Origin of the sequence: Catenulispora sp. GAS73, assembly GCF_041262085.1 — a bacterium.
In the GTDB taxonomy this organism is placed as follows: Bacteria; Actinomycetota; Actinomycetes; order Streptomycetales; family Catenulisporaceae; genus Catenulispora.
In genome coordinates, this window is the sequence record NZ_JBGCCM010000065.1 from 21,513 (window position 1) to 36,655 (window position 15,143).

The 15,143-nt window shown below is 69.6% G+C and carries 15 protein-coding genes and 1 tRNA gene; 9 read left to right on the plus strand and 7 right to left on the minus strand.

Going from position 1 to position 15,143, the window contains the following annotated elements:
• Positions 1-98: 98 nt before the first annotated feature.
• The 3 genes from ABH935_RS49020 to ABH935_RS49030 all read right to left on the minus strand — a co-directional run bounded on the left by ABH935_RS49020 (position 99) and on the right by ABH935_RS49030 (position 4,215).
• Complete coding sequence (locus ABH935_RS49020) at positions 99-1,409, minus strand: extracellular solute-binding protein (RefSeq protein WP_370384899.1); 1,311 nt, start codon at positions 1,407-1,409, stop codon at positions 99-101.
• Between the two features lie 877 nt (positions 1,410-2,286).
• Positions 2,287-3,078, minus strand: a complete 792-nt coding sequence (locus ABH935_RS49025; protein WP_370384900.1) for a DeoR/GlpR family DNA-binding transcription regulator — start codon at positions 3,076-3,078, stop codon at positions 2,287-2,289.
• Between the two features lie 66 nt (positions 3,079-3,144).
• Positions 3,145-4,215 (minus strand): class I SAM-dependent methyltransferase, encoded by a 1,071-nt coding sequence (locus tag ABH935_RS49030; RefSeq protein WP_370384901.1) that lies wholly within the window; start codon positions 4,213-4,215, stop codon positions 3,145-3,147.
• Between the two features lie 32 nt (positions 4,216-4,247).
• Here ABH935_RS49030 and ABH935_RS49035 point away from each other — a divergent pair, with 32 nt between their 5' ends.
• The 5 genes from ABH935_RS49035 to ABH935_RS49055 all read left to right on the plus strand — a co-directional run bounded on the left by ABH935_RS49035 (position 4,248) and on the right by ABH935_RS49055 (position 9,447).
• On the plus strand, positions 4,248-5,060 hold the full coding sequence (locus ABH935_RS49035; RefSeq protein ID WP_370384902.1) for a UbiA family prenyltransferase: 813 nt from the start codon (positions 4,248-4,250) through the stop codon (positions 5,058-5,060).
• Positions 5,061-5,203: 143 nt separating this feature from the next.
• Complete coding sequence (locus tag ABH935_RS49040) at positions 5,204-6,259, plus strand: type III polyketide synthase (protein WP_370384903.1); 1,056 nt, start codon at positions 5,204-5,206, stop codon at positions 6,257-6,259.
• Positions 6,256-6,765 (plus strand): isoprenylcysteine carboxyl methyltransferase family protein, encoded by a 510-nt coding sequence (locus ABH935_RS49045; protein ID WP_370384904.1) that lies wholly within the window; start codon positions 6,256-6,258, stop codon positions 6,763-6,765. Before ABH935_RS49040 ends, ABH935_RS49045 begins: the two co-directional genes overlap by 4 nt.
• The gene (locus tag ABH935_RS49050; RefSeq protein WP_370384905.1) at positions 6,762-7,799 is read left to right on the plus strand and encodes an NAD(P)/FAD-dependent oxidoreductase; all 1,038 of its coding nucleotides are present in this window, start codon (positions 6,762-6,764) and stop codon (positions 7,797-7,799) included. The genes ABH935_RS49045 and ABH935_RS49050 overlap by 4 nt, the downstream gene beginning before the upstream one ends.
• A 235-nt stretch (positions 7,800-8,034) precedes the next feature.
• Positions 8,035-9,447: an MFS transporter gene (locus ABH935_RS49055; RefSeq protein ID WP_370384906.1), complete on the plus strand. Its 1,413-nt coding sequence runs from the start codon at positions 8,035-8,037 to the stop codon at positions 9,445-9,447.
• 33 nt (positions 9,448-9,480) lie between these two features.
• Here the strand turns inward: ABH935_RS49055 and ABH935_RS49060 are convergent, their stop codons facing one another.
• Positions 9,481-10,461 carry an LCP family protein gene (locus tag ABH935_RS49060; protein WP_370384907.1) on the minus strand — a complete coding sequence of 327 codons (981 nt, stop codon included), beginning with the start codon at positions 10,459-10,461 and terminating at the stop codon, positions 9,481-9,483.
• A gap of 449 nt (positions 10,462-10,910) precedes the next feature.
• Here ABH935_RS49060 and ABH935_RS49065 point away from each other — a divergent pair.
• Positions 10,911-10,983 (plus strand) — tRNA-Lys (locus ABH935_RS49065).
• 328 nt (positions 10,984-11,311) lie between these two features.
• Here the strand turns inward: ABH935_RS49065 and ABH935_RS49070 are convergent.
• The 3 genes from ABH935_RS49070 to ABH935_RS49080 are packed head-to-tail and all read right to left on the minus strand — an operon-like array spanning position 11,312 to position 13,469.
• Positions 11,312-12,418 carry a site-specific integrase gene (locus tag ABH935_RS49070; RefSeq protein ID WP_370384908.1) on the minus strand — a complete coding sequence of 369 codons (1,107 nt, stop codon included), beginning with the start codon at positions 12,416-12,418 and terminating at the stop codon, positions 11,312-11,314.
• Positions 12,397-12,969: a hypothetical protein gene (locus ABH935_RS49075; protein ID WP_370384909.1), complete on the minus strand. Its 573-nt coding sequence runs from the start codon at positions 12,967-12,969 to the stop codon at positions 12,397-12,399. Before ABH935_RS49075 ends, ABH935_RS49070 begins: the two co-directional genes overlap by 22 nt.
• Positions 12,970-13,019: 50 nt before the next feature.
• Positions 13,020-13,469, minus strand: a complete 450-nt coding sequence (locus ABH935_RS49080) for a helix-turn-helix domain-containing protein (RefSeq protein ID WP_370384910.1) — start codon at positions 13,467-13,469, stop codon at positions 13,020-13,022.
• A 408-nt stretch (positions 13,470-13,877) separates the two neighbouring features.
• Here ABH935_RS49080 and ABH935_RS49085 point away from each other — a divergent pair, with 408 nt between their 5' ends.
• From ABH935_RS49085 to ABH935_RS49095, 3 genes are all read left to right on the plus strand, one after another.
• A complete protein-coding gene (locus ABH935_RS49085; protein WP_370384911.1) occupies positions 13,878-14,258 on the plus strand; it encodes a hypothetical protein in 381 nt (126 codons plus the stop codon).
• Between the two features lie 96 nt (positions 14,259-14,354).
• Positions 14,355-14,834 (plus strand): hypothetical protein, encoded by a 480-nt coding sequence (locus ABH935_RS49090; RefSeq protein ID WP_370384912.1) that lies wholly within the window; start codon positions 14,355-14,357, stop codon positions 14,832-14,834.
• Positions 14,835-14,849: 15 nt separating this feature from the next.
• A complete protein-coding gene (locus ABH935_RS49095; RefSeq protein WP_370384913.1) occupies positions 14,850-15,062 on the plus strand; it encodes a hypothetical protein in 213 nt (70 codons plus the stop codon).
• Positions 15,063-15,143 lie beyond the last annotated feature (81 nt).

The following is a 15,143-nucleotide window of genomic DNA, read 5'->3' on the forward strand; positions in this document are numbered from 1 at the left end:
TTCTATCCTTCGGACCCTGTCATGCAGTCGGGTTGGTGAGCCGCGCGGGAGGCAGGACCCTCACTTCCCGCTCCCGCGCGGCCGGTCTGGCGCGGGTTTCAGCTCTTGCTGAAACCCGGCAGGATCTGCGCGAACTGGGTCGCGGCGTCGTTCAGCGCGGCCTGCGGCGACTTCTGACCGCCGAGGATCGCCTGGTAGTCGGTGTCCAGCGGGGTGAACAGGTCCGAGGCGCCGGCGACCGGCGGGCGGCCGACCGCGTTCTTCAGCGGGCCCTGGAAGGCCGACAGGATCTTGTTGTTCGCGACCTGCGGGTCGGAGTAGGCCGAGGTGCGGGTCGGCAGCACGTTGTTCTTGGCGGCGATGGTCGCCTGGTTCTGCGCGTCGTTCAGGTACGCGATGAACAGGTAGGAGGCGTCGAGGTTCTTCGAGCCCGCGTAGACCACCAGGTTGTGACCGCCGACCGGGGCGCCGGCCTTGACCGAGCCGGCCGGGACGGTGGCGACGCCGAGGTTGTCGGCGTTGCCGAACGCCGAGCCCTTCAGGTCGTCGGCGGTGGACCACGGGCCGTTGACGACCATGGCGACCTTGCCGTCCTTGAAGGCGGTCTGCATGTTGTTGTAGCCGTCCTTGGTCACGTCGGTGACCGCGGCGCCGGACTTGACCAGGTCCTGCGCGATGCCCACGGCCTTGAGCGCGGTGGCGTCGTTGACCGTGATCTTCTTGGCCGAGGCGTCGATGATGTCGCCGCCCTCGCCGTAGATGAAGGGCAGGAGGTAGTAGGACGCGGCGTCCAGGAAGGTGCCGTCCGCGCCGGTCTTGGCCTTGATCTGCAGGCTGTCGGTCTTGAGCTCGTCCCAGGTCTTCGGCGGGGTGGTGATGCCGGCCTTGGCGAGCAGGTCCTTGTTGTAGAGCAGCGAGAGCGTGTCAGTGACCTGAGGGACGCCGTAGATCTTGCCGTTGTAATGGTCGGAGGCGTAGGGGCCGGCCATGTAGTCGGAGTCGTCCGCGAGGGCCGGGGTGCCGTCCAGCGGCTGCAGGTAGCCGAGCTGCGCGAAGGCCGGCGTCCAGCCGACGTCGGCGCGCAGCACGTCGGGGGCGCCGCTGCCGGACTGCGCGGCGGTCTTGAACTTGTCCTCGGCGTCGGAGAAGGGGACGTTGACGTAGTTGACCTTGATGTTCGGGTACTTCGCCTCGAACGCCTTGATGATCGGCTGGTAGTTCGGCGCCTCGTTGGTCGCGTCGGAGGTGTCCCACCAGGTGACCGTGCCCTTGACCGACGCCGGGTCCTTGGCGGCGGAGCCGCTCGCGGAGCCGCCGGACTTGCTGCTGCTGCAAGCGCTTGCAGCGAGTGCCAGGGCTGCTATCGCCGCGATACTGGCGCCGCGCTTGGCGGCCTTGCTGCGTCGCATCGAAGACTCCTTGGGGGGTGACCTTGGGGATGGTTTTGGGGATGGCGTTGGGGGATGGCCGCTGCTTTCTGCGCGGCGCGGGTCCCGACGGTAGCAATGGGGGGGCGTGGGTGAAAGGGGTTGCTGCAAGGTTTCTGCAACTTGCAGATAACGATGCGGCAACGTGGGTTTTACGTGGGGTGGAGGTGGCGCAGTCGATGGTGTGCCGCGGGTTGCGTTGGCGGGTGGTGGTGTTCGTCGGAACGACCGCGCGGCTGTTCAGGTATTTGTGGCAGTGCGGTTGGTCTGTGTGTTTACAGGCGATTTTTACGGCTTCGCGCAGGGGTTGATGGCCTCGCGGGGGGACGCAGTTCGGTTGAGACCCGCTGGTTGCGCTGGCGGCTGGCGGTGTTCGTGTTCACAACCGCGCACAGGTCCGAGTCACTGCGCACACGTTGCGTAGGCGGCAATCGTCGGGCGTGGTGGGCACCTTGAGGCCTCCGGCGGGCGCTCTACAGCGAGGGGGCGACCCGCGCGTCCGGCTGTTTGGCGGCGGCCCGCGACTGGTCGGCTTCCTTCACGCTGTTGCCTGCGTTGCGCTGTCTGCTGGCGGTCGCTGCTTGTGGTCGCCGGGTTCTGGGTCCCTCGCCGCGTCGTCGCCGTAGACGGAACCAGCCCGGTCCGGTGGTGTCCAGCCGCATCGCTGCTGCTGTGGTCGGTCTCCGTTCGGCTGGACACCACCGGCCCGGGCAGGTTGGCAGAGCCCGCCGACGCGGCGAGGGACCCAGAACCAACACCCCGCATGGTCCGGTCGGACACGACTCACCACGTGGCCGGCCGCGCTGGCCCGTCACCACCGTGGCCGCTGGCGACCATCCTCAGGCCGACGCGTCCCGCCTCACTCGTCGCGCTCGGCCAGCACCAGTTCGCCGACCTCTTCGACCAGTACCTCGCGGGCTTCGCGTGGTAGGCCGTCGTCGGTCACCAGTACCGCCGCGTCGCCTAGGCCGGCGAAGGCCGAGAGGCCGACCACGCCCCACTTTGTGTGGTCGGCGACGACGACCAGGTTGCGGGCCGCGGAGACCAGGGCTCGGTTGGTCTCGGATTCCATCAGGTTCGGGCTGGTGTAGCCGGCGGCGGCGTCCATGCCGTAGACGCCGAGGAAGACTTGGTCCAGGTGCAGGGTGCGGATGGCCTGGACTGCTATCGGGCCGACCAGTGCTTCTGAGGGGGTGCGCATGCCGCCGGTGAGGATCACCGTTTGGTTGTTGCCGGGGTTGGCGCTCTCGTGGGCGTGGAGGACGTCCGCGACCCGGAGGGAGTTCGTGACCACCGTCAGGTCCGGTACTCCTACCAGGTGCCTGGCCAGGGTGTAGGTCGTGCTGCCGCCGCTGATGCCGATGGCGGTGCCGGGGCGGACGAGTTCCGCCGCTTTGCGGGCGATCGCGTCCTTGGCCGGTTGCTCCATCTCGGCCTTGACCGTGAAGGCCGGCTCGTCGGTGGATCCGGCGCGGCGCACTGTGGCGCCGCCGTGGACCTTCGTCAGGAGTCCGCGCGAGTCCAGGACGTCCAGGTCCCGGCGCACGGTCATGTCCGACACGCCGAGCAGGCGCGTCAGATCGTTGACCCGCACGCCTCCGGTCCGCTGGACCTCTTCGAGGATCCGCGCCTGCCGCTGCGCTGCCAGCATCGGATGTCCCTGTCCCCTTCGTGCCGCCCGATCGGCCTGGTACCGACTGAACGCACGGTAACACGCTCACCAACTCTTACAGGCCTGGTAGAGCGCCAGACCGGGGATCCGGGCGGAACGTACCCGGCGTGCCGGGTCGAATCCGGCACCGCGCAGCCAGCTTTGGAGCTCCGCCGGGGTGTGGACGGTCGATCCGGATGTCAGTCGGACGAACAGCGCCAGGTGCGTGGCGGCTGCGTTGGCGCGGGCCCGGCCCCGAAGGCGGGCGGGGCGTGGCGGGTCGGCGAAGGCGTCCAGGACGGCCAGCGTGCCGCCGGGTTTCAGGGCCTTGGCGGCGCGCGCGAGCAGCGCCGGGATCTCGCTCTCGGTGAGGTGGTGCAGCAGGTTGAAGCACAGGACCGCGTCCTGGCCCTCGGGGAACTCCGCGAAGCGCGCGTCGCCCTCGGCGAAGGTCACCCGGTGCGCCAGGCCGGCGGCCTCGATCACCTCGCGTCCGACCCGCACGCTGCCCGGTAGGTCCAGCACTGTCGCGGTGAGGGCGGCATGGCGGCGGCACAGTGTGGCCGAGTACCAGCCGTGGCCGCCGCCGACGTCCAGGACGCTGCCCGCGCCCGAAGGCAGCACCAGCCGGCGCGCCACCTCGGGGGCCGACAGCCGCGCCAGGTCCAGCTGGCCCAGGACGTAGCGGCGCCAGTAGGGGTCGTCCGGGGCCCGCTCATGGTGCTCGACGGAAGCGCCGGTCTCTATCAACCGGTCCAGGTCCCGCCACCAGTCGAAGTAGTCGCCGCAGGCGTTCACGAACCGTGCCACGCCGACCTCGGACTCCGGGTCCAGCCAGCGCCGGTCGCGGCGGGCCAGCCGCACCGTGCCGTCGCGGGCGCGGCGCGCGTGCCCGGCGGCGATCAGGCAGTCCACGAGCAGCCGGGTCGGCGTCGGCGCCAGGCACAGGTCCCGCGCGATGTCCTCGGTGCGGGCCGGCGCGCTCGCCAGGCGTGCGACCACCCCGGTCCGCACCGCCGCCACCAACACGCCAGAGGCCGCCATACCTCCCCATGCCTCGGCGGCGGGAGTCGGGACTAGGTTGGCGCGCAGGGCCGCGCGCTCCAGAGTGTTGTCGCCACGCAGCGCCAGTCGCATGGTCCTTGCTTACCCCCGTCGAGGAGAACTTGATGCCGATCCTCAAAGCCCTGTTCCGTACCTGCCATCCGCTGCCCTCGTTAGCCATCACGGCGATGTTCGCGGCGTTGATCGCGCAGGCCGCCCCGCACGGTCTGGGGCCGGCCGCGGCGATCCCGGCGGTGCTGCTCGGCGAGATGTCCATCGGGTGGTCGAACGACTACTTCGACGCCCCGCGCGACGCGATGGCCGGCCGGACCGACAAACCGATCGTCTCCGGGGTCATCTCGCAGCGCACGGTGCTGGTCGCGGCGATCATCGCAGTCGCGGCCTCGATTCTGCTCGCGTTCTCGATCAACACGGCCTGCGGGACCGTGGACGTCGCCCAGATGGCGGCGGGCTGGTTCTACAACGCGGGGCTGAAGATCACACCGGTGTCAGGCCTCGCCTACGCCGTCGGGTTCGGGCTGATCCCGGAGTTCGCGACCAGCACCGCGCCCGGCGTGCCGTCGGCCCGGCCCGGGGTGCTGGCCGCGGCGGTGCTGCTGGGCGTCGGGGGCCACCTGGCGAACGCGCTGCCGGACCTGGAGGGCGACCGGATGGCCGGCGTGCGGGGGCTGCCGAACGTGCTGGCGGACCGCTTCGGCGCCGGATTCGTACGGATCATCACGGTCCTGCTCTTACTCGGCGCCTCGGGGTTCCTGGCGATCGCCGGATCGCCCTGGCTGTGGCTGGGCTTCGCGGTCGCGGCGCTGCTGGCCTGGCTGGGGATCAGCGGCGAGGGCCGCGCGCCGTTCTTCGCCGCGCTGGCGATCGCCGGGATCGACGTGGCGATGTTCGTGCTCGGCGGGGTGCCGCTGTCCTGAAACCGTCGCTGTCTTGAAGCCATTGACACACCTGACACGCCGCATTCATCAAGACGTGCGCATTATTCGGCCCGGCCCCGGGTACCGGGTAACCTGACGCGCCCGCGTCAGCAGTTCCGTGCGACCGGACAGGGAGCGTGAGGGTGTCCCGCATCGCGGCAGTCACTTCGGCTCTCCCCTCCCACCGCTACCGACAGGACGAGCTGGCCGCGGCCACCGCGGAGTTGTGCGCGCTCCCGCCGACCCGGCGGGCGCTGCTGGACCGGCTGTCCTCGAACGCCGGGATCCAGACCCGGCACACCGTGCTCCCGCTGACCGGCTACCGGCGGTTGGACGGGATCGACAGCGTCAACGACACCTACATCGAGCACGCCACCGAGCTCGGCGAGCGGGCGGTCGAGGACGCCCTGCGCCAGGCGGGGGTCACCGCGGAGGACGTGGACCTGTTCGTCACCACGTCGGTGACCGGCGTCTCGGTGCCGTCGCTGGACGCCCGGCTGGTGCCGCGGCTCGGGATGCGGCCGGACGTGAAACGGGTCCCTATGTTCGGGCTGGGCTGCGTGGGCGGCGCGGCGGGGCTGGCGCGGATCCACGACTATCTGCGGGCGTGGCCGGACCACACGGCGGTACTGCTGGCGGTCGAGCTGTGCTCGCTCAGCGTGCCGCTGGTCAACCCGACGGTGCCCGATCTCGTGGTCAGTGCCTTGTTCGGGGACGGCGCCGGAGCGGTGGTGGTGCGCGGTGCCAACCGGGGCGCCTCGAACGTCCGGATCGTCGCGACCCGCAGCGAGCTGTGCCCGAACACCCACGACGTCCTGGGCTGGCACCTGGGCCCGCAGGGCTTCCGCATCGTGCTGACCACCGAGCTCGCCGAGGTCGTGGAGCGGGAGCTCGGCGGCGTGGTCAAACGGTTCCTGGCCGACCACGGATTACAGGTCCCTGATGTCGCCGCCTGGGTCGTGCACCCCGGCGGCCCGAAGGTGATCGACGCGGTGCGCGACTCGCTGGAGCTGCCGGAGGCACAGGTGGCCACGGCCCGCGCGGCGCTGGCCGAGACCGGGAACATGTCCTCGGCCTCGATCGTGCACGTGCTGGGCAAGGAACTGGCCGCGCCGGACACGGAACCGGGCCCGATCGTGGTCGTGGGTCTCGGGCCCGGCGTGAGCATCGAGCTGCTGTTGCTGGAGCGGCTCGGATGATCGTCTACTACGCGCTGGTGATCGCGACGTGCTTCGAACGGCTCGCCGAACTGGTGGTGGCCAAGCGGAACGCGGCGTGGAGCCTGGCGCGCGGCGGCGTGGAGAGCGGACGCGGACACTATCCGCCGATGGTGCTGCTGCACACCGGGCTGTTGGCCGGGTGTCTGATCGAGCCGGCGGTCGCGCACCGGTCGTTCGTCCCGGCGCTCGGGATTCCCATGCTGGTGCTCGCCGTGGCCTCGCAGGGGCTGCGGTGGTGGTGCATCAGGACCCTGGGAAACCGGTGGAACACGCGGGTGATCGTGGTGCCGGGGCTGTCTTTGGTGGACTCCGGGCCGTATCGGTGGTTCGCGCATCCGAACTACGTCGCGGTCGTGGTGGAGGGCTTCGCGTTGCCGCTGGCGGGTTCGGCGTGGGTGACGGCGTCGGTGTTCACGGCACTGAACGCGTGGTTGCTGACCGTTCGGCTGCGGTGCGAGATCAGAGCCCTGAGCGCGACGCCGTGAGGTCTGTGTTCGACGTCGACGTCCTGGTCGTCGGCGGCGGCCCGATCGGGCTCGCGACGGCGTGCTACGCGGCCGAGGCGGGGCTCTCCACGGTCGTCGCGGAGCCCCGGAGCGGGCCGATCGACAAGGCGTGCGGCGAGGGGCTGATGCCGCCCGCCGTGGCCGCCCTGGGGGCGCTCGGTGTCGATCCGGCAGGCCGGCAGCTGCGCGGGATCCGGTATCGCGACGCGGGGCACAGCGTGGACGCGGAGTTCCGCAGCGGCCCCGGACGCGGCGTGCGCAGAACGGTGCTGCACACGGCACTGGCCAAGAGGGCCGAGAGCAGCGGGGTGGAGATGGTGCCGGAGCGCGTGACCGAGTTCCGTCAGTCCGCCGGCTCTGTGGAGGCCTCGGGCATCACAGTGCGCTACCTGGTGGCCGCCGACGGCCTGCACTCCCCCATCCGCCGCGTCTGCGGCCTGGAGCCGACGCCGGCCCGGCACGCGCGCTACGGACTGCGCAGGCACTTCCAGACCGCGCCGTGGACCGACTTCGTCGAGGTGCACTGGTCGGCCGGTTCGGAGGCGTATGTCACGCCGGTGGACGACGGCCTGGTCGGCGTGGCGATCCTCGGACCGCCCGGCGCCGGCTTCGAGGACCGGCTGGCGGAGTTCCCGGAGCTGCGCGACCGGCTCGCGGGGGCGACCGCCGGGCCGGTGCGCGGCGCCGGGCCGCTGCGGCAGGCCGTGCGCCGCCGGGTCGCGCCGGGCGGCAGGGTGCTGCTGGTCGGGGACGCCTCGGGCTACGTCGACGCGCTGACCGGCGAGGGCATCAGCGTCGGGCTGGCCCAGGCCCGGGCGCTCGCGGCGTGCCTGGCGGCCGGGCGGCCCGCCGACTACGAGCGCCGGTGGCGCCAGGTCTCGCGCCGCTCGAACCTGTTGACCGCCGGACTGCTGGCGGCCCGCCGCAACCCGCTGCTCGGCCCGCGCATCGTGCCGGCGGCCGGGGCGCTGCCGGCGGTCTTCGCCGGTGCGGTGCGGCTTATCACGGGTTGACGACCGCCCTCGGTAAATACAGAGCTCACGCGCAGTGTCAAGAAAGTTCACCCGCAAGGGTGTTCACTGGTGATCACCGAAGTGTTCACAAGAACCTGCGGTGAGAGTACATTGACGTACCGTGGCACGCCTGGTCACCCAGTGTCACGAGCATGAGTGTATTGACACGACGCCGATCGACACGAATCCGGCGGAGCTCGCCGAGGCTCGGCGTCGACAGCGGGGGATGGGGAGCATGGCCAAGCCTGACAAGGATCCCCTCCCCCGGCATTTCTGGTGGTATCTGGCCGCCGGGGCGGTGTCCTGGCTCGGGGACGGCCTGATCGTCGTCGGGTTCCCGCTGCTGGCCGCCGGGCTCACCGGCTCGCCGCTGGGGATCGCGGCGGTGATCGTCACCCAGCGCCTGGCGCCGATGCTGCTGTCGCTGCCGGCCGGGGCGCTGGCCGACCGCTGGAACGCCCGGATCACGGCGGTGGCCACCAACGTCGCGCAGGCCGTGCTGTTCGCGGTCGCCGCGGTGCTGGTCGCCGAAAACCACCTCGGGCTGATCTCGCTGATCGTCATCGCGTTCCTGGCCGACGCGCTGGGGACCCTGTTCACCTGCGCGAACGGCGCGCTGCTGGCCGACGTGGTGGAACCCAAGCACTTCCGCCCGGCCAACACCTGGCTGCGGGCCTGCAACACGGTGATCGCGTTCGTGATCGGACCGGGCTTCGGCGGCCTGCTGTACGCCACCGGCCGGCAGCTGCCGCTGATCATCGACGCCGGCTCGTTCGCGGTGGCGGCCGCGGTCCTGGCCGCGCTGCGGCTGCCGAGCACCCGCCCCCGCCCCGAGCCCAAACCTGATCGGCGTCTGATCACCGAGGTGAAGGACGGAGTGCGCATCTCCTTCAGCTCCGGACCGATGCGGCTGATGGCCGGGATGATCGGCACGATGACGGTGGCGCAGGCCGGTTCGGTCGCGGCGATCGTGGTGCTCGGCACGCACACGGTCGGGCTGGACAAGACCGCCTTCGGCTGGACGCTGGCGGCCGGGAACGTCGCGGCGGTGGCCGTGATGCTGTCCATCGGCCGGGTGGCCACGCTGCGGACGTCGTCGGCGGTGCTGGTGAGCCTGGTGTTCGGGATCGTCGGCGAGCTACTGCTGGGCACCGCGCACAGCGGCCCGCAGATGTCGGTCGGGCTGGCGATGGACGCCTCCGCGGTGCTGATCATCAGCGTCAGCCTGACCACGGCGCGCATGCGCCTGGTGCCGCGCGAGATGCTCGGCCGGATGACCGGCGGCTACCAGACGGTGATCTACGCCGCCGGGACGGCCGGCACACTCATCGGCGGGGCGCTGGCCGAGTCGAGCGGACGGCTGCCGTACCTGGTGTGCGCGGCGGTGTACGCCGGGGTGCTCGCGACGTCGTTCCGGCGGGTTCGGGGGCTGGACGCGGCGCCGGAGCCGGCCGCGGCGGGTGGTGCTGCGGCGGGTGCTGCTGCGGCGGCGGAACCGGCCGCGGCGCCCGCCAGGACGGAGCCGGCCGCGGCGCCGGTCGTCATCCCCGCTCAGGGCTCCGCGGACGGCGGCGGCACCAACGGCAAAGTCGGCACCGCCGCCGTCGACACGGAGAAAGGTGTCACGGCCGGCGAGGTCGTGGACTGATCCAGCCCGCCCCGCGTCTGTTCCGGCAGTCCGTCACGTCGCCGGGAGGTTCGGCATCGTGGTGTCGTTGATCACCGCGCTCCACAGCTGGGCGGCCTTCGTCTTGTCCCACAGGATGCTGGACCCGACTCCGGGCACGTTGTAGTTGTCGGTGGCGATCGGCACCACGACGGTGTGGCCGCTGCCGTCGCTGACGCCCTTCATGTTCTGGAACATGTCGTAGAGGTCGCCCAGGCTGGTGCCGTCGTTCACCTTGAACGCGGCCAGCGAGTTGTCCAACACCGGGACCAGCTTGAACGGGTTCAGGATCACTCCCGTGGAGGACACCTTGTGCGCCAGGGCCGCCAGGAAGGTGCGCTGACGCTGCATGCGGCCGATGTCGCCGAGCGGGTCGGCGTAGCGCTCCCGCACGTAGGCCAGGGCCTGGGCACCGTTGAGGGTCTGGCAGCCGGCCTTGAGGTTGGCCCCGGACAGCTGGTCCTGGATCGGCTTGTCCAGGCACAGGTTCACCCCGCCGACGGCGTCGGTGACCTTCACGAAGCCGCCGAACCCGACCTCGGCGAAGTGGTCGATGTGCACCCCGGTGGTGACCTCGATGGTCTTGATGAGCAGCGGCGCGTTCCCGAAGGCGTAGGCGGCGTTGAGCTTGTTCTTCGACTCCTTGTGCTGCTTGCCCGTGCTGTCGGTCCACGCCGGGATGGTGACGTAGGAGTCGCGCGGCAGGCTGATGAGCGAGTTCCCGTTCGACCCGGAGTGCAGGATCATCATCGAGTCGGTCCGCGACGTGTCGCCGGTCACCGCCCCGGTCCCGGTGTGCAGCGCGTCCTGCTGGTCCCGCGTGAGCCCCTCCCGGCTGTCACTACCGACCAACAGCCAGTTCGTCCCCTTGCCCTGAGCGGGCCGCCCCGGGTAGTCGGAGATCACATTCTCATGCTGGATCTGCCCCGAAGCATGGAAGTAGAGCCACGTCGCATACCCCCCGACGAGCAACACCAGCACCACCGCACCGGCCAAGATCCGCTTCGGCCAGCTGAACCGCCGCACCTTCGGCGGCCGCGGCCCACCGGGCCCATCCGGATAACCGGGCCCACCCGGATAACCAGGGCCCCCAGGACCACCCGAACCACCCCCGTCCCGCCGGCCCCCCGGCAACCGCCCCCGCAGCCGCTCCCACCCCGAAGGCGGCCGCAGCTCGACAGTGGGCTCGGGCTCCTGCGGCCGCCATTCACCGGGCTCCTGCGGGGTCCAGCCACCATATCCACCACTCATGACACCGACCATGCCACCCCGCCGCACCGAAAGCGCCAAGGACGAGTAATAAGTCGGCAACGGCCCTGTTACACCCCGCGCACCCCCACGATGGCCACGACATGGCCGAACCCCCCACCTCCGGTTAACGATTTCGAGCCACGGCAGGTGGTCTGCTAATGTTTCACCCGTCAACGCGACACCGGCAAGATCAGGCGCCGCTAGCTCAATCGGCAGAGCAGCGGACTCTTAATCCGCGGGTTCGGGGTTCAAGTCCCTGGCGGCGCACCCGTAGCAGACCCCAGCTCATACCCGTGAGCTGGGGTTTTGTGTTTTTTACCTTGAAGAGGTTGAACCTCTTGACGATCCGTCAGGGGCGTGGACCAGGATTGGACCAGGTTCCGCCGAGGAGCGGCCGTGGTCTGCGGAGTCAGAGGGCTTCGACTCTGCTCTGATTCACGCGGATTATGATCCGCGGGATATGGGCATATCGGGCGCCGAGGTCGGTGGACCAGAGCGTGGACCAGGGAACGACTCCAAACACCTGCTCCGACCTGCGGTTTCCCATTCTTCATCCTTCTCCTGCTCTGATGGCCAGCTCGCGGCCTGGTGCCGCTCATACCTTAGACAATCCTGTGCGATCCTCCTTCCCGGCCGTCGTGGAACGGCTGCGACGGTGCGCGCCAGCGCGGTTGGTCGACGCGGTGCTGCGGCCGGCCTGCCGTCGAGCCGGTGTCGTCGGCGCGGTTGGCTTGTTGGCGGCCAGCAGCGCGGCCACCGCGTCAATCGCCTGCCACTTGAGCGGGGCGAACACCGAGGTGTAGATATCCCGGGTGATGCCGGTGCCGGAATGCCCCAGCACGTCGGCGACCACTTTGATGTCCACGCCCGCGGCCAGCATCAGCGACGCCGCCCCGTGCCGAAGGTCGTGCAGCCGGATCGGCGGCAGGCACGCCTCCCGCGTCAACTGTTTGAACCACGCCGACGCCCAAGCCGGGTGCAGGTGAGTCCCGTCCGCCCGAGTGAACACGAATCCGGTGTCCGTCCACGCCTCGCCTGCGGCGGCCCGGGCGGTCTGCTGCCGCCGGCGCAGTACGTCCAGCTCTTGGACGATCTCGTCAGTGACCATGACGGTGCGCGAGCCGGCGTCGGTCTTCGGAGCTTTGACTTGTGTGGCCCAGCCGATCAGCACTACCTGCCGTACAATCTGCGCGGACTTCGCCTCCACATCGATATCCGTCCAACACAGCCCGACCGCCTCGCCCCGGCGCATCCCGGTGAACGCCAACAGCAGGAACAGCGCGTAGAACTCATGCCGGGCGGCACGGTCCAAGAACTTCGCGGTCTGCTCCGGGGTCCACACCATCACCGACGACGGCACCTCACCGGTCGCACGCCACCGTGCCACCCGCCCCTCAGTCCACACCCGGGCCTTGGCCGACTCCCCCGGCGGCATCTCCACCAAGGCGGCGACGTTCACCGTCACCAACTGCTCGCGCCGGGCCGCGGTCAGGGCCGAGCGCAGCGTGGCCCGGATTCGCTGCCGGGTCGAGGCCCCGCACGGGCGCCGATATCCGGGCATCGCCGCCAGCTGTTCCCGGGCCTGCCGCCACGCCGTCCTGTCGCCACGGTGCCAGGCCGCCTTCGCCGCGGCTTCCACCTCACGCCGGGCGGCATTGTCGGCCGCCGCGGTCTGCGACCTCACCTCGATCCCGGTGAACATGGCGGAGACTTGCGAGGTGCGCAGCTTGTCCAGCCGGACGTGGCCGAGGTAGGAATCAGGTAGTTCCGCAGATGCGACTCGTAGATCCGACGGGTACTGGCCGACAACGCCGACTTCCCGGCCAGCCAGTCCGTCAACCACTGTCCGACCGTCACGAACCCGTTCAACGGCTGCCCCGCGCGGATGGCCCGCGACACCTCCTCCGCACTGGGCAGTCGACCGCAGCCGGCCAGATCCTGGCGGATCCGCTTGGCAATCTCGACCCGCAGGACCCCGATCTCCTGCGACCCGGCACCGACCCGATCGGCCAGGCGCAGCAGATCGCGCACCACGGCCAGCTGCTCCTCTGCCTCGGCCCTGCTGGCCAGGCCGCCGCGCGCGACCACCTGACGCCCGACCTCGGCCACGGTGAACTCCAGTTGGAAATGCCAGGTGCCGTGATGTGAACTCCACCCCGAACTGTTGCGCAACTTCGGACACGTTTTGCCGACGCGCTTCATCTTCGGCTTGCCGGAGGCGTCCACCACAGGTGCCCCGTCGGCGTCCAGCACCGGCCTACGGCAACTGCACCTCTTGAACACCGAACCTGCGGATATGGCCATCACCCGACCCGACGCGGGCTGGCGACCGGACGCACCGCAGTTCGGCGACCAGACGTACCACTGCACTGTGGGGAATTGCCGTCCAGCGCCATGACACCTTCGGAGGCCGGCGCCTCAGACGACCCGGTCAGCCCCAACAGCGCCAGCAAGTCCGCCGTCGGGACCCGCCAGGAGCGGCCGACACGGAACACCTGACACGGGAACACACCCGAACGCGCCAACCGATACGCCCGCGTCCGCCCGATCCCCAACAACGGCCCCGCCGACGGCACATCCAACACCACCGGCAGACCAGCCACCTGCCACGAACCCACGGCCTTCGCTGCGCCGCTCGAGCCCAACACCACGCCAGCCGCGGACGCCGAGCCGAACGAGCCCTCCACGAGCCGGATTCGCGAACCCGCCATCTCGCCCGCCGAACACCCTTGCTTCCGCTGGTCCTGCAACATGTCAACCACCTACTTCCCTCATCCGCGCCAGCCTGCCTCGGCTACCGAAGACCCCCATGAACTCCGCTCTGGAAAATTGCGAGGTCCGCCGAAGAGTTGTCTAAGAGTTGACTTGATAGCGCCACGTTGACTGTTCGGTCAAGTCTTCCTAAGTCGTGCCGAAGGTCAGAGCAGGACCCGTGACCAGCGGATTTCTCGGCATCAGTGAGCACCGCGGCTCGCTTCCTCCGGTGCACTCGAATGCTGGCAAGAATGTCGCGGCCAGCGTGTGGCCCTGCCGAACGTTCGAGACCACCGCGCGGGGGGCATGCCGAAAAATTGGTGCGGCGCGGGTGGAATGAATACGGGCGGTAGTGTCGTAACGGGGATGTGAAGGCGGACACTGAGACCGCGATGGCGGCAACCACCATGAGCGCAGAGCACGATCGCGAGACGGATGACGACGACGCCTACCGGCGGGACATGGCGTTCCTGGCTCTCGACGACCACATGGCCGACCCCGGCTGGCATCCGGCGCTGCGTAACATCTCCACCGGCATGATGTTCGCCGCGGTCCTGCGGACCGCGGAGCCAGAGCCCGCTGAGTACGTCACGCTCCCGATCAACGACTACGGCCGCGGCGATGAGGATCGAATGCTGGATCTGGCCGTGGCGAAGTGGAACATGAAGCGGGAGGCAGCGCAGTTCCGCCGCCTGATCTTCGATGAGGAGGAGCTCCCATCACCGATCGCCGAGCTGGCCGATCAGGGCGACATCAACATCACTGTCGTGCCGCGTACCCATTCCTGATACTTCGAGCACGCCCCACTGTTTCACCTACTGCCCACGGCAACCCTCGAGCGCTACGGCATGCCGATACTGCAGGCCGGCCAGTGACCGTTCCTGATGGACTCCACTCGGGTCGACCGCTACCTGCCCGAGGACTTCGAGCGTCGGCTCGCCCGGGCCTGGGCCGCTACGGTGTGGCGGCACCTGTTCCCCACTTCGTCTCTGAGCGGTTTCTCGGCATCGGACCCGATCCGGTTGCTCGTCCACAACCTCGACTTTTGGATGGTGACCGACGTGATCCAGCGCGAGCTGGGGACGTTCTCGGAGGTCGACAAGGGCGTCGTCGCCCACCCCGTGTACTACACCGACGGAACCCTCTTCGAGGGTACGGTACGCGCCAACCCACGCATGGGCGGATACGTCTGGTGCGGCGAGGAGGAAGCCGCAGACGCGGTGGAGCGGACGGTAGAGGCCGCTGACCGCCACGGCCGGCTGCGAGACACCTTGGACGCGGTCCGTTCCAACCGCGTCGAAGAGGACTTCTCCGAGCGGTGGACGCACGCCCGGGAAGACTTCGAGCGCAAGCCCTACCGCTGACGGTCGAAGGCCAAGGTGCGGTTCGTCGAGCTGACCGACAACATTCCCGTCCAGGGCCCCGAGACCGAGGTGGTGGGATACATGGCCACCAGCGACTTCCTGGCGCTGCTGAACGAGCGTGACCGCGAGGTAGTGGTGCTACTCTCCAGCGGCGTTACCAAGCTCACCGAGGTCGCGCAAATCATGGGATACAGCAACCACAGCGCGGTCTCTAAGCTTGTTCTTTAACCTACTGCCGCATTCTGCCTGGCAGTGAGGCTGAGTTCGCGTTTGACGGTTTTGCCGACGTCGTGGTGTTGCGCAGGTCTG